Source organism: Rossellomorea marisflavi (assembly GCF_009806575.1).
Taxonomy (GTDB): Bacteria; Bacillota; Bacilli; order Bacillales; family Bacillaceae_B; genus Rossellomorea; species Rossellomorea marisflavi_A.
This window is the reverse complement of sequence record NZ_CP047095.1, coordinates 3,301,232-3,320,041: the sequence shown is the minus strand read 5'-3', so window position 1 is coordinate 3,320,041 and position 18,810 is coordinate 3,301,232. Positions and strand designations below refer to the sequence as shown.

The 18,810-nt window shown below is 49.8% G+C and carries 14 protein-coding genes and 1 tRNA gene; 11 read left to right on the top strand and 4 right to left on the bottom strand.

The genetic code is table 11. The features are described from left to right. Positions 1–20: 20 nt before the first annotated feature. The 3 genes from cstA (at position 21) to D5E69_RS17260 (ending at position 5,589) form a co-directional block, all read left to right on the top strand. Positions 21–1,823, top strand: coding sequence for a carbon starvation protein CstA (gene cstA, locus D5E69_RS17270; RefSeq protein ID WP_159129956.1), 1,803 nt, complete (start codon positions 21–23; stop codon positions 1,821–1,823). 170 nt (positions 1,824–1,993) lie between these two features. Further along, positions 1,994–3,430 carry a hypothetical protein gene (locus D5E69_RS17265; protein ID WP_159129955.1) on the top strand — a complete coding sequence of 479 codons (1,437 nt, stop codon included), beginning with the start codon at positions 1,994–1,996 and terminating at the stop codon, positions 3,428–3,430. Next, on the top strand, positions 3,361–5,589 hold the full coding sequence (locus D5E69_RS17260) for a GH32 C-terminal domain-containing protein (RefSeq protein WP_159129954.1): 2,229 nt from the start codon (positions 3,361–3,363) through the stop codon (positions 5,587–5,589). Before D5E69_RS17265 ends, D5E69_RS17260 begins: the two co-directional genes overlap by 70 nt. A 34-nt stretch (positions 5,590–5,623) precedes the next feature. Here the strand turns inward: D5E69_RS17260 and D5E69_RS17255 are convergent, their stop codons facing one another. Further along, positions 5,624–6,301, bottom strand: coding sequence for a hypothetical protein (locus D5E69_RS17255; protein ID WP_048006966.1), 678 nt, complete (start codon positions 6,299–6,301; stop codon positions 5,624–5,626). A 145-nt stretch (positions 6,302–6,446) separates the two neighbouring features. Between D5E69_RS17255 and D5E69_RS17250 the strand changes: the two genes are divergently transcribed. Next, positions 6,447–7,232: a hypothetical protein gene (locus D5E69_RS17250; RefSeq protein ID WP_159129953.1), complete on the top strand. Its 786-nt coding sequence runs from the start codon at positions 6,447–6,449 to the stop codon at positions 7,230–7,232. Between the two features lie 89 nt (positions 7,233–7,321). On the opposite strand, the gene D5E69_RS17245 is transcribed toward D5E69_RS17250, so the two are convergent. Continuing rightward, positions 7,322–7,394: transfer RNA gene (locus tag D5E69_RS17245), tRNA-Ala, on the bottom strand. Between the two features lie 197 nt (positions 7,395–7,591). Here D5E69_RS17245 and D5E69_RS17240 point away from each other — a divergent pair. Further along, positions 7,592–8,335, top strand: a complete 744-nt coding sequence (locus D5E69_RS17240) for a GNAT family N-acetyltransferase (RefSeq protein WP_048006965.1) — start codon at positions 7,592–7,594, stop codon at positions 8,333–8,335. A gap of 34 nt (positions 8,336–8,369) precedes the next feature. On the opposite strand, the gene nagB is transcribed toward D5E69_RS17240, so the two are convergent. Both nagB and nagA read right to left on the bottom strand, forming a co-directional pair. Further along, positions 8,370–9,122 (bottom strand): glucosamine-6-phosphate deaminase, encoded by a 753-nt coding sequence (gene nagB, locus D5E69_RS17235; RefSeq protein WP_159129952.1) that lies wholly within the window; start codon positions 9,120–9,122, stop codon positions 8,370–8,372. Next, positions 9,109–10,311, bottom strand: coding sequence for an N-acetylglucosamine-6-phosphate deacetylase (gene nagA, locus D5E69_RS17230; RefSeq protein WP_048013246.1), 1,203 nt, complete (start codon positions 10,309–10,311; stop codon positions 9,109–9,111). The genes nagB and nagA overlap by 14 nt, the downstream gene beginning before the upstream one ends. A 175-nt stretch (positions 10,312–10,486) precedes the next feature. On the opposite strand from nagA, the gene D5E69_RS17225 reads away from it, so the two are divergent. The 6 genes from D5E69_RS17225 to D5E69_RS17200 all read left to right on the top strand — a co-directional run bounded on the left by D5E69_RS17225 (position 10,487) and on the right by D5E69_RS17200 (position 18,723). Beyond that, positions 10,487–11,212, top strand: coding sequence for a GntR family transcriptional regulator (locus tag D5E69_RS17225; RefSeq protein ID WP_048006962.1), 726 nt, complete (start codon positions 10,487–10,489; stop codon positions 11,210–11,212). 75 nt (positions 11,213–11,287) lie between these two features. Then, complete coding sequence (locus D5E69_RS17220) at positions 11,288–12,109, top strand: Cof-type HAD-IIB family hydrolase (RefSeq protein WP_048006961.1); 822 nt, start codon at positions 11,288–11,290, stop codon at positions 12,107–12,109. A 458-nt stretch (positions 12,110–12,567) separates the two neighbouring features. Next, a complete protein-coding gene (ltaS, locus tag D5E69_RS17215; protein ID WP_048013245.1) occupies positions 12,568–14,559 on the top strand; it encodes a lipoteichoic acid synthase in 1,992 nt (663 codons plus the stop codon). A 623-nt stretch (positions 14,560–15,182) separates the two neighbouring features. Continuing rightward, the gene (locus D5E69_RS17210) at positions 15,183–15,935 is read left to right on the top strand and encodes a DeoR/GlpR family DNA-binding transcription regulator (protein ID WP_048006959.1); all 753 of its coding nucleotides are present in this window, start codon (positions 15,183–15,185) and stop codon (positions 15,933–15,935) included. Further along, on the top strand, positions 15,932–16,843 hold the full coding sequence (pfkB, locus tag D5E69_RS17205) for a 1-phosphofructokinase (protein WP_159129951.1): 912 nt from the start codon (positions 15,932–15,934) through the stop codon (positions 16,841–16,843). Before D5E69_RS17210 ends, pfkB begins: the two co-directional genes overlap by 4 nt. An 11-nt stretch (positions 16,844–16,854) precedes the next feature. Next, positions 16,855–18,723, top strand: a complete 1,869-nt coding sequence (locus D5E69_RS17200; protein ID WP_159129950.1) for a PTS fructose transporter subunit IIABC — start codon at positions 16,855–16,857, stop codon at positions 18,721–18,723. Positions 18,724–18,810: the final 87 nt, after the last annotated feature.

Here is an 18,810-nt window from a genome sequence, read left to right as displayed (position 1 = left end):
GTCAACGGGAGGTTTGAGAGATGAATGCCATTACGATGGTGATCGGTTCGATTTGTATTCTGATGATTGCGTACCGGCTTTACGGTACATTCATGGCTGTGAAAGTCTTGAAATTAGAAGAGATGGAGAAAAAGAGAAAGACCCCGGCCCATGAGCTGGAGGATGGAAAGGATTATGTCCCGACCAGTAAATGGGTGACATTCGGCCACCATTTCGCCGCCATCGCTGCTGCTGGTCCCTTGGTCGGACCGATCCTGGCCGCCCAGTTCGGATACTTGCCCGGCCTGCTTTGGCTTTTGATCGGTGCCGTGATTGGAGGGGCCGTCCATGATGCCGTCGTCCTATTCGCCTCCATGCGTCAAAACGGTGAATCCCTTGCTGAAGTCGCAAAAAAGGAGCTTGGACCGGTAGCGGGATTCTGTACCGGACTTGCCATGTTGTTCATCATCACCATCACGATGGCGGGTCTATCCATGGTCGTCCTGCATGCACTGGAGCGGAATCCTTGGGGTACATTTGCTGTCGGGATCACGATCCCGATTGCCATGGGTGTCGGTCTATATCATCGCAAGACAGGTAACCTGAAGGGGGCTTCCATCGTCGGGTTCCTGCTGATCATGCTGGCTGTCTTCGTGGGTCCTTACATCCAGGATACCAAGCTTGGGGATCTGCTCACACTTGATGTGAAGACGCTATCCATCATTCTGCCAGTCTATGCATTCTTCGCAGCGGCTCTGCCGGTCTGGCTGCTTCTGGCACCCCGGGATTATCTGAGCAGCTTCATGAAAATCGGGGTGTTCGTGGCCCTCATTGCCGGAGTTTTCGTCGTGAATCCTTCCATTCAGATGCCGGCCTTTACAGAATTCATCCACGGAGGAGGTCCTGTCCTGAATGGTCCTGTGTGGCCGTTCATTTCGATTACCATTGCCTGTGGTGCCATTTCCGGGTTCCATGCATTCGTCGGATCAGGTACGACACCGAAGATGCTCGATCGCTGGCGTGATATCAAGTCGGTCGGCTTCGGTGCCATGCTGGTGGAATGTGTGGTGGCAATCATGGCATTGGTTGCGGCCACTGCCCTTCATCCGGGTGACTACTTCGCCATCAACGCCACTCCGGAAGTTTTCAAGACGCTCGGGATGTCCACGGTCGACCTTCCGAAGCTGAGTGAAGAGATCGGGCTCAATCTTGAAGGAAGAACGGGCGGTGCGGTCACGCTCGCGGTCGGGATGACCTATATCTTCACCGACATTGCCTGGTTCGATAAACTGGCTTCGTTCTTCTTCCAATTCGTCATCATGTTTGAAGCCCTGTTCATCTTGACGGCGATTGATTCCGGTACACGGGTGGCACGCTACTTGATCCAAGACTTTGGAGGTGCATTCTACAAACCGCTGAAGCGTGTGGACTGGATACCAGGGAACATCTTTGCGAGTGCCCTTGCCTGCCTCCTGTGGGGATATCTGCTCTTCTCGGGTGATATCGGTTCCGTCTGGGCCCTCTTCGGGGTATCCAATCAGCTCATGGCCTCGATCGGACTGATCATCGGAGCGACCATCATCCTCAAGGTCGCGGACAAGAGAAGATACATGCTCACCTGTTTGATTCCGCTTGCCTATCTGTATGTGACCGTCAACTATGCCGGTTACTGGATGGTCAAGAACGTATATCTGAATCAGGCAGCGTCTGGATACAATGTGCTCAACGGGATTCTTTCCATCGTGATGCTCATACTCGGACTGATCATCATCCTCACGGCCATTAAAAATTGGATCCAGAATTGGAACAACCCGGCCCTTGCCATGCAGCGCAGGTCGGCGTAAAAGGTACGAAACGTCCCGGAAGCATATCCGGGACGTTTTTTTATCGGAAAAATTTAAACATCATGTTCCGATAGGAGTAGAATCCGTCCATCCATCCGTTTGATAAAGTAGTTTTGTAAGCGCTTTATTAATAGGAAGGGAGAATGAGAGTGAAGAATATTTTCAGGTGGATGGGGGTTATCTTGATGCTCGGGTCATTATGGACACTATCTGGTACAAGCGGCTCTGCTGCAAAGGGGGATGATGCGATTTTCGGCTATGTCCCATTATCGGGGGATTGGAAGCAGGGGAAGAAAGGGAACGTCGATGGAGAAGCAAGGAAAAAGGCCCCTGCCCTTATGGTGTCGGCGGATAAGAAGGGGGGATATGCAGAGTATGAAACAGCGATCACCGCGGACAAATCGGCCTCGTTCATCCTCGGTGCAGATGAACGGGGAGAAGGGGGAGTGGAGATCCAGTTCAACGTGAAGAAAGATAGCGTCATCCTCATGTCACGGAGTGATGGGGAAGTTTTGAAAAAAATAAAGCATGCGCTCCGGTCCAAAAAGGAAGTATCGATCAAGGTGAGAACCGATGGGACAACTGCAAGCCTTTGGTTGGATGGGGATCAGGTGATGCAAGGGGTGGAGACCGGCCCCGTCCACGGACATCATGGATTCCTTGTGGAAAAAGGCAAGGCCCATTTCCGTCAGACAACCGTAAGCGAGTGGCGTGCCAACCTTGATGGGGTGAAGATCGGGAGCAAGGGTTGGGCGCTTACCCCGGGCGGTCTGAAATCAGTGAAAACGAACCAACAACTCCTATCGGATACAAAGGCGGAGGATTTCTCTTTCGAGACCCGGCTTTACCTGACAGAACCTGACTCTTCGGCATCCCTGATCTTCGGGATTGATGCTACAGGGGAGGGAGGATGGCAAGTGGAAGTCGACGAAAAGCGGGACCTGATCCGTTTAGTGGACCTGAAAGGAGGAAAGACCCTGCAGTCGGTTTCAACCGGGATACAAGAAGATATCCTGTATCATGTGAAGATCGTGGCAGAGAGCGGCAAGGTCCACGTTTTCTGGGGGGAAGACCCAGGCCCGCTCCTGACCGATGAGGAGGTGGGTACGACTGAAGGATATCTGGGGTTCGCGGCTGAAAAAGGAGCCGTCTTCCAGGATGCGAGGGTGAGCGGGTTCGAAGGGAACCTTGAAGGGTGGACCCCTGACAGGGGAGAGTGGCTCCCCCATTTGCAAGGGGTGATGGGTACCAGTGATGGTGAAGACAACGCATTCCGCATGGCCACCACTGTTGGGAATGATTTTATCCTGGAGGGCGATGTGACTATCCAAGATGATTCTTCCTACGGGACGGCCGGTTTGATCTTCAGGTCCGATGGGGCATCCGGATATATGCTTCAAGTCGATCCGAACCTTGATCGGATTCGGCTCCTGGATCTGAAGGGGGATCGGACAATCGGGGAATCCAAACGGGAACTTTCCCCGGGACAGACCCACCATGTCGAACTCCACGTCGTGGGGCATCGATCAAGGTATATGTGGACGGATATGAAGAACCTGCAATCGATGTTGTCGATCCCGCTTATTCCGAAGGGAGATTCGGGTTGAATGTGTATAACGGCAGTGCCATCTTCCAGCATGTGTATGCGACGCCGCACGAGGAGTATTACAGTGAACTATACCGTCCTCAATATCACTATACCCAGGCAAGGGGATATGCGAGCGATCCGAATGGACTTGTCTATTACAAAGGGGAATATCATCTCTTTCATCAGGACGGCGGTAAGTGGGCACATGCTGTCAGTACCGATCTCGTCCATTGGAAGAGGCTGCCCATCGCCATTCCCTGGAATGAGATGGGGCACGCCTGGAGCGGGTCTGCCGTCATCGACCACGATAATTCTTCTGGCCTCTTCCCGGAGCAAGGTTCCGGGATGATCGCGTACTACACCTCCTTCAACCCATCAAAACCGAATGGGGATCAAAAAGTGGGGCTGGCCTACAGCAAGGATGAAGGACGATCATGGCAGTTCCATGAAGGGAATCCGATCATTCCGAATATCGGTGAGTTTTATGATAGCGGTGGATGGGACTTCCGGGATCCCAAAGTCGTCCGTGATGAGGAAAGGGATCAATGGGTCATGGTCATCTCCGGAGGCGATCACATCCGGTTCTTCACCTCCAAGAACCTCATCGATTGGGAAATGATCGACTCATTCGGATATGGAGACTATGTCAGGGGCGGAGTATGGGAATGCCCTGATTTCTTCCCGCTAGCTGTTGATGGGGATGAAGGCAATCAAAAATGGGTCCTATCCATCAGCATGGGAGCGAATCCCAAAACAGACGGATCCGATACCGAATATTTCATCGGATCATTTGATGGAAAGAAATTCGTCAGTGATCATCCTGCGGGGACCGTACTGAAGAATGAATACGGAAAAGAAATGTATGCAACGATGTCCTTTTCGGATATTCCAAAAGAGGACGGTCGCCGGATCTCACTCGGATGGATGAGCAACTGGGACTACCCATTTGCTTATCCGACGTCCCCCTGGAACGGTCAGATGAGCATACCGAGGGAGTGGGAGCTGAAAACGTTGGCTGACGGAGAGGTCCGAATGGTCCAACGTCCCATTGGGGAATTGAAGGGAATCCGCGGGAACAAAACATCCTTCGGAGTGATCTCGCTCTCCCCGGATTCAAAGAACCCCCTGGCCGGAACTACAGGTATCGCTTATGAAATCGAGGCGGATATAGAGCTGCTGGAGGATGATTCAGGATTTGAAATCGGGCTGAGAGAGTCAGGGGACCAGGAGACCCTCGTCGGATTCGAAGGGGCGGGACAGACGATGTATGTTGATCGCTCCAGGTCGGGAGAGGTCGATTTCTCCGAGAAATTCTCCACGAGGCATGAAGCAGGAATGGATCCAGCCGACAGGCGAGTGAAGCTGCGCATCTTTGTTGACGGGTCTTCTGTGGAGGTTTTTGCAGGGGATGGAGAGATCGCTTTCTCAAATCTCATTTTTCCGGACGGGGCGAGTGACGGTATGAGCCTGACGTCCACCGTTGGAAACATTAAGGTCCACCAGTTCGATGTGTATCCCCTGGACACGGTATGGAAGGAAGCCAATGGGGAACGCCTTCAAATGGATCATGATCGGTTGAGCCTGAAGAAGGGCGAGAGTCATACCCTCTCCGTCAGGTCCGACTCATCCTCTGCCATCCACTGGTCGTCCTCCAACCCCGAAGCGGTCGAAGTCCGGGATAAGGGGACCGGGGAAGCAGACATCACGATGAAAGGAAGCGGCCGCAGCATCATCACGGCGAAAACCAAAGGTGGAAAGCTGAAGGGGGAGACCGTGGTCGACAGCAGGGAGGCGTACACGATATCAAGAGGGGTTCAAGGCCTTGCACTGGAATCACCGGTGGAAAACGGCTCCACCGTGTTGATGGGAGATCCCGTTCAGCGATGGGAATTCTCCCTTCGTCCAGGAGGCGGCTACAGCGTGACGGCTATTGACAGTGGGAAGGTACTCGACGCCTCGGGAAGTATGCGCGGGGATGCGCTTCAAGTATGGGACGATCTTGGCTATCGAAACCAACAGTGGGAGGTGACCCCTCTGGGAGATGGTACCTTCGCTTTCAATGTCCTGAATAGCGGGCGCTCTCTTGGAGCAGTGGATGAGGCACATGGGGGCGGGGTCGTACTCCATGAGGTAGGTATGGAAAAAAGGAGAGGGTGGAGAATCATCGGCAAAGAGTAAGGAGGGGCCGTCCAGATACACTGGGCGGTCCTTTTCAATCCAGCAACTTCCTGGCATCTTCTGCCGAATCAATACCCTCCAACTGCCGGAAATTGAATGTCCTGGTATTTTTCGTAGAAATGACATCGGACTGATGTTCATAAAGGGCGGGATAGTCAGAGAGTTCATTGACTTCCACAATGGTGAGTTCAAAACCGGTCTTGGTGAGCTCGTCTTTGATGGTTGTTAGGGAAGAGGCCGCTCCTGCCAATGCTTCGGCATCGGATTCCTCCAAAGGCATCTTCCTGTACAGAAAGAGTGCTGTTTCAAGGTCATGCAGATCCCATGTATCCCCGTCCCTGTAGTAGTTGGTCAAATGGGGATGCTCAAATCCGAGTGTTTTCAACGTTGCAGCTTCCGGGGAGTCCTCGAGCCACTTATTGAATTCCAGGAGGAGCCCGGCTTCACCATAATTATCATAGAGGACCTTGGATGAGAATGTTTTTTCTTCCATTTCCATCAGGAAAACGACTTCCGGTTGGTCCGTCCTCTTGACGATGAAGATGGTCGGATGCTCATGTTTCGTGCTCATGATGGTGACATTGAATCCGTACTTCTCTTTTGTATAGTGATTGAGCACCTTCTCGACTCCAGACTCCCGGGAAAGTAGCCAAGCGAAAAGGAGGATGAAAATGATGGCGGCTGCCAAGATGATCCATGTGTTCTTTTTCATTGCATCACCTCCTTCTCATTCTACCTCATTATGAAGCAGGAGATGGGTCCTGTTTATTCCATGACCTGTCTTTTCATGGCGTATAAAGACAGGAGGAAATAGCCTTCCGATTGTATGATGAAGAAGAAAGAAAGGGGTATCGCAGATGAGAATACAGTACATTACTATCTTACTGCCGGAACATAATGAGTGGGTCGATGCCTTGATCGGGTTCATACGCCCTCTTCAAAATCCCTCTTTGCAGGGAATCGCCAAGCCTGAAGTGAGGTTGATGCGCTCCTCCGTCAAGCATCCGGAAATCTGCTTGGAAGGAGGGGATGAAGACGCCCGTCTCATCTTGGAAGGGATGACCGTTTCACCTTCACCGATGGGACAAGGGGAGATCCCTCAACTGCCGGAATGCACCTGGGGCGTCATCAGCATAGAGGAGTGCGCAGATTTACTTCAGGATCTCATTGAAGGCGTGGACCATGTCGGCCTGAATATCCCCACGCGGCAGGTGGGGGAGAGGGAGTGGCAAACCTTCAGAACGTCCTTGAGTAAAGGAACATCCCTTTACCGGTATCCAGGGGAGGAATGGCCCTTCACCATTCCTTCAACAGACGAAGAATTTCATGATGACATACGGACTTTTTCATATGATAGGGCCCCGAAGTTTGAGTGGGTATATGATGAGTACGCTGATCTGCCGTATTTGCAGTTTGCCCTTTATACAAAAGCGACGCGCAGCGAATTGGAGAAGCTTCTTCCATCGCCGGTTGCCTTTTCCATCCAGGGACTAGAGGGTCATTTTCGATCGCTTTTCATAAAGAGCCCCTGGCCGGGATTGGGGATCCGGTTGGATCTATACTACAGTGAAAAGGAAGATAGGCAGTGGAGGACCGGTGAGTGGCTGGTGCGGGAGGGAAGACGGATTGGATCTGCAGGATAATACTATAGAAGAAAAGCGGTATGACATTCAATGAAGAGACAAAAAAGAACGGCTTCCGTGGAAGCCGTTCTTTTTCTGTGTCGTATGTATGGAGCATAGGGGGCTCGAACCCCTGACCTCTACGCTGCCAGCGTAGCGCTCTCCCAGCTGAGCTAATGCCCCATGAAGAATATGTATGGCGTATTCCCTCACTGAGGATACTTTTATATTATAACGTCAGAGTGGGAGAATTGCAATACAAAAACGATAATTTTTTATGTTTGGCACAAAATGAATAGTCCATTCATTACGCGACCATTTATTGAATAATTATTCTATTATTGGTATGTTTTATGTATAAAATATCAAGGAGTAGAGGGATGAGAGAGCTTGCAATCGAAGAAGTGGAACGCCACGCTGCAGCATCATGGCCGAGTGTTCAATCAGAGTCCTTAGGAGATTGGAAGTTGCGTGCTACATACGGAGTGACGAAGAGGGCGAACAGCGTCCTGACAATCGGGGAGCCTTCCCCCGGATGGATCGAAACAACTGAGCATTTCTATCAAAAGCTCGGACTTTCTGCTATTTTTATGATTAGTGCTAGTTCCCCAAGTGGAATCGACGAAGAGCTTGAGCGGAACGGGTATGAAAAGATCGATGAATGTTACACCATGGTGAAAGAGGCTGGCATCCTGTCACCTCCGGATTTGCATGAAGGGGATATACTCCTGGTTGACGAAGCTGACGATGCCTGGCTTCATTCTTTTCTATCGTTGGAAGGTTTTCCAAATGAAAGGGCGTCTGCCTATCAAGCGATCTTTTCACGCATTAATGGAAAAAAAGCATTTGCTGTCTATCGGGAAGCCGGTCTCACCCTTGCCGTAGGTACAGCAGTCTGTGAAGGAGATTTGTGTTGTATAAGCAATATCGTCGTGGGTGAAAAGAGCAGGGGGAAGGGGATCGCTAAGAAGCTTGTCTCCAGTCTATTGGAATGGGGAAGAGCCCTTGGTGCCGGTTACAGCTACCTGCAAGTGGTCAAAAGCAATGCACCAGCCATCGGGTTGTATGAGAAGTTGGGATTCACCCCGCTTTCGTCCCACCATTACCGCATCAAAAGTGAATAAGAAAGAGGCATCCGTCGACCAGGATGCCTCTTTTTCATTTTTGACCGATTGTTTTCAGCTGATGGACCAACTCGAGGGCTTCTTCATCTGCAATGACCGTAACGTGCGGGTGTTGATTGAGGATGGATGCGGGAAAGTCCTCCGTGATTTCTCCTTCGAACAATCGTTTCATCGCTTCCTGCTTCGCCTTGCCTGAAACCAGAAGCACGATCTCCCGGCTTTTCATGATCGTGGCGATCCCCATCGTGATGGCGCGTTTAGGCACTTCCGCGAGGGAGTCGAAATAACGGGCATTGGCCTCCCTGGTAGAGGGTGCAAGGTCCACGATATGCGTCCCCGAAGCAAATGACGTTCCTGGTTCATTAAACCCGATATGCCCGTTTTCCCCGATGCCAAGAAGCTGGAGGTCGATTCCACCGGTCTTCTCGATCATGGCGTCATAGTCCATGCATTCTTCTTCAAGATCTTCCCTCGTACCGGACGGCAAATGAACGGCATCTTCCGGGATATCGATATGATTGAACAGATTCGAGTCCATGTAGTGATAATAGCTGTTCGGATCCTCTTTAGGCAGGCCGATATATTCATCAAGATTGAAACTGGTCACATCCCCATAGCTTGTTCCGTTCTGTTCATGATCATGGATCAGGGCTTCATACAGTCCTTTCGGCGTCCCGCCGGTTGCCAGACCAAGTACGGGCTTTTTGATCGATTGGATCTTTCCGATGATAAGGTCAGCTGCGCGCTGGCTCATTTCGTCGTAATCCTTCACTTCAATCAGTTTCATGGGAATCCTCCTTCCTCTCATATGCGAGCGTTCCGTTGCAGTATGTCGCCATGATCTTCTGTGCTGCATCCATAATCACGATGTCTGCATCTTTGCCGGCCTTCAGGCTTCCTTTGCGGTCGAAGACACCAAGCTGCCTTGCCGGATTCTCAGAGGCCATTCTGATGGCATTTTCCATACCGGCGCCGGTGAAGTCCTGAACGTTCGTGAAGGCGTGATTCATTTTCAGGACGCTTCCTGCCAGGGTATCTGGATCGAGCAAGGCCACTCCATCTTTTACTGTGACCATCTGTCCACCAAGGTCGTATTGTCCATTTTTCAGACATTTTGCTCTCATGGAGTCTGTAATGAGGATGAAGCGCTCATCCGTCACCTGTCGGTAAGCAATGTTGACGACTTCGGGTTTTACGTGTACACCGTCGGCAATCAGTTCGACCATCAGTTCCGGGCGGGCAAAAGCGGCTCCGACGACACCGGGTTCCCGGTGGTGCAGCCCGCTCATCTGATTGAAGAGGTGAGTCACGTGGGAGAGACCCGCATCGATGGCATTCTCCATTTGTTCATAGGTTGCACTCGTATGTCCCGCCGAGGCGACGATCCCCTTGCTGCGCAGGTAGGAAATCAGGGCGTGGTCTCCATCGAGTTCAGGAGCAAGTGTGACGAGCTTGATGGTCCCCCCGGACAATTGCTCCCATTTCATGAATGCTTCAAGGTCCGGTTTCAAGATGCTCTGTACGGGTTGGGCACCTGCGCGCCCGGGGTTGATGAACGGACCTTCCAGATGGATGCCGAGGATCTCTGCCTGTCCCGCATGCTGATGCCGCTCCATATAGTCACGGACATTTTTCAGGGCATCCTCGATGACTGCTCTCTTCTCTGTGATCGTGGTGGCCAGGAAGCTGGTCGTCCCTTCCGCTGGAAGGATGGCTGTCATGACATCGAGGCTTTCCTTTGTAGCGTCCATCGTATCGGACCCATTTGCTCCGTGAATGTGTACATCGATCAGTCCCGGTATGATGGAATACTCCGTCGGCACTTGGACCACTTCGCAGCCTTCCATCGAATGAAGTTCTTGTTTGCTGCCCATGGAGGAGATCGATCCGTCTTCGATTTTCATGTAGCCCTCCTGAATGACCCCGTCTTCCCCATAAATGGTGCCGCCAAGAAGAATGATGGGTTTGCTGTTCATACGTATCCGCTCCTTTGTTGCGTTGTTACTCTTATTATACAATAAAAAGTATAGATGTCTATACCAGTTTGGTTTTGCGGAAGACATTGAATATCTGCAGCAATAAGAAGAAGTGGTCTATACATGCTGAATGTGCTACGATAGGGGAAACGAATGGAACGGAAGGAGAAGATCGATGATCAATAAACAATCGCCTCTTCCTTTATATTACCAACTCGAGGAATACCTTAAACAACAGATTGAATCCGGGGAATGGAAGCCCGGTGATATCATGCCCTCCGAGAGGGAGCTTTCAGAAGAGTTCAAAATCAGCAGGATGACGGTGCGGCAAGCCCTGACCAATCTGGTGAACCAGAACATCCTCTTCAGGGAAAAGGGGCGAGGGACGTTTGTTTCCCACCGTAAGTTTGAACAAAACCTCCAAGGGTTGACGAGCTTCAGCGAAGACATGGAGCGGCGCGGATTGGCTTCGGGAAGCAAGCTTCTTTACTTCGAACAGGTGAAGGCCGGGGAGCAAGTGGCTGAGGCGCTCGCCATTTCGCCGGGGGACCCCGTCTATAAGTTGAAGCGGATCCGTCTTGCCGATCAAGAGCCGCTTGCGGTTGAGACAAGTTATAACCCAGTGAGCCTTTTCCCGGAGCTTGATCAAAAGATCTTCGAAAAATCGTTATATCATTATATAGAAGAAAATCGACAGATGAGGATCAGCCACGGGACACAAACCGTGGAAGCGGCCCTCGTGACAGATGAGGATGCCCAACATCTCATGATGGAAGAGGGGCAGCCGGTCCTCTTGATTCAGCGGGTGACCCATCTCGAGGATGGAAGGCCGTTCGAGCTCGTCTGGTCGATCTACCGAGGGGACAGCTACAAATACCGGATCGAAATGAATCGGCGCTGAGGGTGTCTTCTCAACATTCATGAATCGTGTTACACTACTACAATCTTTAGCAACATGTGAAAGGAAGTTCATCATATGACCTATAAAATGATCGTTCTCGACCTGGATGACACCCTATTGAGGGACGACCAGTCCATCTCTCCTCGAACCAAAGAAGCGCTACTGCAGGCACAACAAGAAGGCGTGAAGGTGGTCCTTGCTTCAGGGCGCCCTACTTATGGAATGAAGTGGGTGGCGGAAGAACTTGAGCTGGCCCGTTATGGCAGCTATATTCTTTCATTTAACGGATCCAAGGTCATCAACTGCGAAACAGGGGAAGAACTCTACAGCAGGACCCTCTCAAAAGAATCGCTTCACCGCCTGTATGATATCAGCAAAAGGGAAGATGTGGGCATCCTTACGTACGTGGATGACGCCATCATCGTCGAAGAGGAAAATGAATTTGCCGATATTGAAGCCAAGCTTACCGGACTCTCAGTGAAGGTCGTCCCAAGCTTCAAGGAGGCGGTCGACCGCCCTGCCGTCAAGGCCCTCATGCTGAAGGATGCAGAGAGGTTGGCGGAAGTGGAGAAGCAATTGCAGGAGGAGCTTGACGGAGAGCTCAGCGCCATGAGATCCAAGCCGTTCTTCTTAGAACTGACCGAGCCGGGAGTAACAAAAGGGGCGAGCTTGGATATGCTGATCAAAACGATGGGGATCACAGCTGAAGAGGTGATCGCGGTCGGGGACAGCTATAATGATCTGACAATGCTGGAGTTTGCCGGTCTAGGTGTCGCCATGGGCAATGCACCTGCCGACATTAAAGAGATAGCCGATTATGTGGCCCCATCGAATATGGAGGACGGGGTCGCAGAAGTTGTCGAGAAATTCTTATTGAAGCAATTCACGCAGGTATAAAGGGGAGATGGGGCCAAGCAGGGCCTCATCTCTTTCTGATTTGTCCTATTATGATCCAGGGCACATATAATGAGTTTGGTATATTTTTCTCATGTAAAAATTGTTTGGGGTTTGTAAAATGGGGGAAATACCTTCTCTGATGACACATCGCCTATGGATATTTGTAGCAGATCTAGTACATTGTTGCAGCCTGATAAGCACCGTCCATTTTGCAGATAGTAAAGAAGTGTATCATCACAAGCTTTCCCCTTCAAATGTGACAAATTGTCGAATCCCCTTGAAACATTTTTGAGACGAATTACATTAAATTGTTATACAAAGGAAAATGATTTTTGTTATAATACATTCTGTTGATTCAATTGGTCTTTACATTCATGAAACACTCTTCATAAATCCAATCGGTCTTGAACCGAAAAATACAAGTCCAACCCAGGTTGACTTGAAAAAGGTGATGAAATATGAACTTCGTTAAAAATTTCTTTAAAACACAGTTTGAGGATCTCCGCACAGGTAAGCTTACGTTCTTTTTCATTGTCGTAGGATTATTCTGGGTCAAGACCTATGCCGTATATGTTTCAGAGTTCGAGTTGGGCATCCAGAATGCGATGCAGCATTTCCTGCTGTTCCTCAATCCGTTGAGTTCGGCGCTCCTGTTCTTCGCGATCGCGCTCTTCTGGAAAGGAAAAGGACGCAACGCGGCGTTCCTCGTCATCAATTTCCTGATGTCGTTCCTGCTTTATGCAAACGTCGTTTACTACCGATTCTTCAATGACTTCATTACAGTGCCGGTTCTTCTTCAAGCGAAGACGAATAACGGACTTGGAAGCTCGGCCCTTGAGCTTCTCAGACCATGGGATATCCTTTACTTCCTGGATTTCTTCATTATCATCGGCCTTATGCTCTTCAAGAAAGTGAAAGTACAGGAAAAACTGCGTTTCCGCTCCGTCATGGCACTCATGACATCAGCGGTTCTGATCTTCCTGTTGAACCTTGGTCTTGCCAATATCGACCGTCCTGAGCTTTTGACTAGAAGCTTCGACCGTAACTATTTGGTGAAATACCTCGGTATGAACAACTTTACGATCTATGACGTCATCCAAAACTCCAAGACCTCTGCAAAACGCGCGCTGGCAGACAGCAACGAAGTGTCCGAGGTCGAGAACTATGTGAAGGCGAACAAAGCTGAGCCGAACCCGGAATATTTCGGTAAAGCAAAAGGTAAAAACGTCATCTACATCTCCATGGAGTCCCTGCAATCCTTCGTGATCGGCAGAGACCTTAACGGAGAAGAAATCACACCGTTCCTTAATTCCCTCATTGATGACAAAGAGGCCATCTACTTCGATAACCTCTTCCATCAAACGGGTCAAGGGAAAACGTCAGATGCGGAATTCATCATGGAAAACTCCCTATACCCACTTCCGCAAGGGGCCGTATTCATGACGCATGCGAACAATACGTATCAGTCATCACCGGCCATCCTTAAAGGGGAAGGATACTCATCAGCGGTCTTCCACGGGAACTACAAAACGTTCTGGAACCGTTCTGAAATGTATCGCTCAATGGGATATGATCAATTCTTTGATGCCACTTATTACGATATGAGCAAACCGGAAGAACAACTTCCATATGGATTGAAGGATAAACCGTTCTTCGAAGAGTCCATCCCGTTGCTCAAGTCAATGAAACAGCCGTTCTACAGTAAGTTCATCTCACTATCGAACCATTTCCCGTTCGACCGTCATGAAGAGGATACCGATTTCGGTCAGGGTGATACAAAAGATGGTGTCGTGAACCGATACTTCCAAACGGCCCACTATATGGATGAAGCGCTGGAAGACTTCGTCAACGACCTGAAGGAAAATGGTCTCTATGACGACACCATGATCGTCCTTTACGGTGATCACTATGGTATCTCAGAGAACCATAACAAAGCCATGGCTGAAGTCCTTGGCAAAGAAGAAATCACCGATTTTGATAACGCACAGCTGCAACGTGTACCACTTCTGATCCTGAACTCTGGAGCTGAAGGCGGGGTCGACCATACGTACAGCGGACAAATCGACGTACGTCCGACCGTATTCCATCTTCTTGGAATCGACACAACGGATTATATGAGCTTCGGTCAGGATATGCTGTCCAAAGAGCACAAACAAATCGTACCGTTCCGTAACGGTGATGTGATCACGGATAAGTACTCCGACATCAAAGGTGTATGCTACAACAATGAAACGGGTGAACCAGTCGATGAGGCAGATGCCAAAGCCTGTGACGACGCAAGTAAAGAAGCGAATAAGCGCCTGGAACTCTCAGATAAAGTGGTCTATGAAGACCTCTTGAGATTCTATACGCCGGAAGGCTTCAAGCCAATCAACCGTTCAGACTATAACTACAACAATCCGAATCCGAAAAGCACCCAAGAATCAGACTCGGCTCAAACAGAACAATAACCAAAGAACTGCCTGGAAGATCCTTTAGGATCACCAGGCAGTTTTTTGTATTCCGATTGTGTTTAAACAAGAAAATATGAGATGAAAAAGAGAACCAATCATATAAACCTGATTCTTCCGTGGTGATAAGAATGTAGACTGTCACCAGTGAAATACTACAGAGTGGAATGAAGCGAAGGAAATTCGACTCTTCGGAAAAGCGTGCAGTAAGGTTCTTGCAGGCAGCGCCGAGCGACCTGCAAACACTCGTTCAGTAGAAAAATTGATCATACCAAGAGAAACATGATCACCCCAACCAACGAAGAGGTGCACTTCACCCATCAAATAACCACAGAGTGAAATGAAGCGAAGGGAGCTCGACTCCTGCGGAAAGGCGTGCAGGTAAGACCCTGCAGGCAACGCCGAAGCGGCTTACCGCACGCCCCGCGGAAAGCGAGCTCCCGCAGCGAAATGAAACGAACCACTCCCATTTATACCTCCATTAAATTCTAAAACATGATTTTTGATGATAAACGATGATTGTTTTTGAAAGAATGTGCTCATTTATGAAAGAAAATGATTGATTTCTGTAAACGTTGTCATTATAATAAGGTATGCAAAGTGATTAGAAAGTAGGAGAAAACATGTTGACCGACGAAAGGCACCGCATCATCCTTGACCTGTTAAAAGATAAGGAAACGATCAAAATCCACGAAATCGTCGATATGACAGACGCTTCTGAATCTACCATCCGTCGTGATCTGACGCAGCTTGAACAGGAGAAATTCCTCAAGCGAGTACACGGTGGTGCATCCAGACTTCAAGGCAAACTGAAAGAACTGAGTGTATCTGAAAAATCTTCCAAAAACCTTCATGAGAAACGACTGATCGGTCAATACGCCGCGAGCCTCATAGAAGATGGAGATTGTATCTTCCTGGATGCCGGAACCTCTACGCTAAGCCTGATTGACTATCTTCCGCAGATGGATATCGTGGTTGTCACCAACGGATTGACCCACGTCGATCTTCTTTTGCAAAAGGGATTCAAAACCTATCTCATAGGAGGAATGGTCAAGCAGACCACCAAGGCGATGATCGGGAGCGGGGCTGTCGAATCCTTAAAGCATTATCGGTTCGACAAAGCCTTCATGGGGGCAAACGGTATCCATGCTCAATATGGGTTTACAACCCCCGATCCGGAAGAAGCACAGGTGAAACGGGTGGCGATTGAACTATCAAGGGAAGCCATGTTCCTCACCGATGATTCCAAATTCGGAGAAATTTCATTCAGTAAAATCGTTGATATAGATAAAGCAATGGTCATCACGAATGCTCTTGATGAAGAGCAAGATACCGCCATTATGAAACAAACTACGATAAAGGTTGTGACAACATGATCTATACACTGACATTAAACCCTTCGGTTGACTACATTATGGAGGTTGTCGATTTTACAAAAGGCGGCTTGAACAGGAGCGAAACCGAAGCAGCACTGCCGGGCGGGAAGGGGATCAATGTATCCCGTGTCCTTCATACGCTTGGCGTTGAAAGCGCCGCTTTGGGCTTTGCATCCGGTTTTACGGGAGAATATATCAAGCAATTCCTGCAGCGAGAAGACGTCCGTACCGATTTCGTTGAGGTGGGCGGGATTTCCCGGATCAACGTAAAAGTGAAATCGGACGATGAAACGGAAATCAACGGAAGCGGACCGGAAATCAGCGAGGAACATCTGGATGAGCTTCTCGGGAAAATTTCTTCCCTGACAGATGAAGATGTCCTGGTGCTGGCAGGCAGCATCCCATCTTCCGTGCCGAAGACGTTCTATCATCAGATTGCTTCTCAGTGCCGTGAACAGGGTACCAAGGTAGTGATCGACGCTGAAAAGAACCTGATCGAACCAGTCCTGCCGCTTGCTCCTTATCTCATCAAGCCGAATCATCATGAACTTGGTGAAATGTTCAATGTGGAGATCCAATCTGAAGACGATGCGATTCACTACGGACGGAAACTCCTTGAAAAAGGTGCGAGGAACGTCATTGTATCGATGGCGGAAAAAGGTGCTTTGCTTCTTACCGGAGATCGTGTATTCGTCTCTTCTGTTCCGAATGGTGAGCTGAAGAGCTCGGTAGGAGCAGGGGACTCCACTGTGGCGGGCTTCCTTGCAGGGTTGAAAAAAGGGTACAGCATCGAGGATGCCTTCCGTCTTGGAACATCTTCAGGATCTGCCACTGCCTATTCCATCGGGCTATGCAGTGCAGAAAAAGTGGAGTCACTCTATAACGACATTACGATTACGGAGAAATAGGAGGTAAGGACATGAGGATTACAGAACTACTCACAAAAGAAACCATTCAGTTGAATATTTCTTCTGATTCAAAATCAGGCGTCATTAATGAATTGGTTACGGTTCTAGATAAAGCAGGTAAACTACAGGATGTACAGGAATTTAAAAAAGCCATTCTCAATCGTGAAGCTCAAAGCACGACGGGGATCGGAGAAGGAATTGCCATTCCCCATGCCAAAACGGCAGCGGTGAAATCACCGGCCATTGCATTCGGGAAGTCGGTAGAGGGGCTCGACTATGAGTCCCTTGATGGTACACCTGCACACTTATTCTTCATGATTGCGGCGACAGACGGTGCCAACCAGACGCATTTGGAGGCCCTGAGCCGTCTTTCTTCCCTCCTGATGGATCCGGAAGTGCGCCAGGCGTTGCTTTCTGCAAAGTCTGAAGATGAAGTGATTACGATCATCAATACGCATGATCAAGAGGACGAGGAAGAAGCGGTAGAAGAATCTTCTTCCTCTTCGAATAAAATTCTTGCGGTGACAGCTTGTCCGACAGGTATCGCTCATACCTATATGGCCGCTGATGCCCTCAAAGCGAAGGCGAAAGAGCTCGGTCTTGACGTGAAGGTCGAGACAAATGGCTCAGGCGGTGCGAAAAACATCCTTACCGCGGACGAAATTGAAAACGCTCCAGCGATCATCGTGGCGGCCGATACAAAGGTTGAGATGGAACGCTTCAAAGGGAAACGCGTCATCCAGGTACCGGTGGCTGAAGCCATCAGGAAACCGGCGGATCTCCTCTCCCGTGCAGAAAAGCAGGATGCACCCGTATACAGCGGTGGCGGTAATAAAGAAGAAGATACGTCCAAGGAAAGCAAAGGGAAATCAGGATTCTATAAGCATTTGATGAATGGTGTATCCAATATGCTCCCGTTCGTTGTCGGCGGTGGGATCCTCATTGCGATCTCCTTCTTATTTGGTCCTGATTCAGCCGATCCTGATTCTTCTGAATATAATCAATTTGCAGCGATCATCAACACGATCGGTGGAAGCAATGCGTTCTTCCTTATGATCCCTGTCCTTGCCGGGTTCATCGCTTCCAGTATCGCAGACCGTCCCGGTTTTGCCCCTGGTATGGTCGGTGGTCTGATTGCAGCAACCGGTGACAGTGGATTCCTTGGTGGTCTTATCGCCGGTTTCCTTGCCGGGTATGTCACTCTTGGTATCAAACGCGTCACAAAGAACTTCCCGCAGGCATTGGAAGGGATCAAACCTGTTCTGATCTATCCAGTGTTCGCTATTTTCATCACGGGCTTCATTATGCTTCAATTCCTTGTGGAACCACTGAGTGCAGTCAACACTTGGCTGCAGAGCTGGCTTGAGGGTCTTGGTACAGGAAACCTTATCTTCCTCGGACTTCTCCTTGGTGGTATGATGGCAATCGATATGGGTGGACCGATCAACAAAGCGGCCTTCGCATTCGGTATTGCCACAATCGAAGGTGGAAATCTTGCTCCCCATGCAGCCATCATGGCTGGCGGGATGGTACCTCCCCTTGGTCTCGCTCTTGCGACAACCTTCTTTAAAAGCAAGTTCAATGAAAATGAACGGAAAGCAGGAATTCCGGCATACTTCATGGGTGCTTCGTTCATTACAGAAGGAGCGATCCCGTTTGCGGCAGCAGATCCCCTCAGGGTCATCCCGTCGGCTGTTGTCGGTTCGGCCGTTGCCGGTGCTTTGACGATGGTATTCCACATCGGGCTTCCTGCCCCTCACGGAGGAATCTTCGTCTTCCCGGTCGTCGAAGGGAATGCGTTCCTTTACCTGCTGGCCGTCCTGATCGGTTCGGTGATCACAGCAATCATGGTAGGGCTCCTGAAGAAACCGGTGAAATAAAACGAAAGAACCAGGCGTTGGTGAGCCTGGTTCTTTTTATTTTGGTTGATGCCTTGTTTTAGAATTTCACTTGTTGGTTAAAGGTAT

Bases quoted from the DNA above. Each gene is read 5' to 3' on its own strand.
- cstA (WP_159129956.1), top strand. From the start codon at position 21: ATGAATGCCATTACGATGGTGATCGGTTCGATTTGTATTCTGATGATT.
- D5E69_RS17265 (WP_159129955.1), top strand. From the start codon at position 1,994: ATGGGGGTTATCTTGATGCTCGGGTCATTATGGACACTATCTGGTACA.
- D5E69_RS17255 (WP_048006966.1), bottom strand. From the start codon at position 6,301: ATGAAAAAGAACACATGGATCATCTTGGCAGCCGCCATCATTTTCATC.
- D5E69_RS17250 (WP_159129953.1), top strand. From the start codon at position 6,447: ATGAGAATACAGTACATTACTATCTTACTGCCGGAACATAATGAGTGG.
- D5E69_RS17240 (WP_048006965.1), top strand. From the start codon at position 7,592: ATGAGAGAGCTTGCAATCGAAGAAGTGGAACGCCACGCTGCAGCATCA.
- nagB (WP_159129952.1), bottom strand. From the start codon at position 9,122: ATGAAACTGATTGAAGTGAAGGATTACGACGAAATGAGCCAGCGCGCA.
- nagA (WP_048013246.1), bottom strand. From the start codon at position 10,311: ATGAACAGCAAACCCATCATTCTTCTTGGCGGCACCATTTATGGGGAA.
- D5E69_RS17225 (WP_048006962.1), top strand. From the start codon at position 10,487: ATGATCAATAAACAATCGCCTCTTCCTTTATATTACCAACTCGAGGAA.
- D5E69_RS17220 (WP_048006961.1), top strand. From the start codon at position 11,288: ATGACCTATAAAATGATCGTTCTCGACCTGGATGACACCCTATTGAGG.
- ltaS (WP_048013245.1), top strand. From the start codon at position 12,568: ATGAACTTCGTTAAAAATTTCTTTAAAACACAGTTTGAGGATCTCCGC.
- D5E69_RS17210 (WP_048006959.1), top strand. From the start codon at position 15,183: ATGTTGACCGACGAAAGGCACCGCATCATCCTTGACCTGTTAAAAGAT.
- pfkB (WP_159129951.1), top strand. From the start codon at position 15,932: ATGATCTATACACTGACATTAAACCCTTCGGTTGACTACATTATGGAG.
- D5E69_RS17200 (WP_159129950.1), top strand. From the start codon at position 16,855: ATGAGGATTACAGAACTACTCACAAAAGAAACCATTCAGTTGAATATT.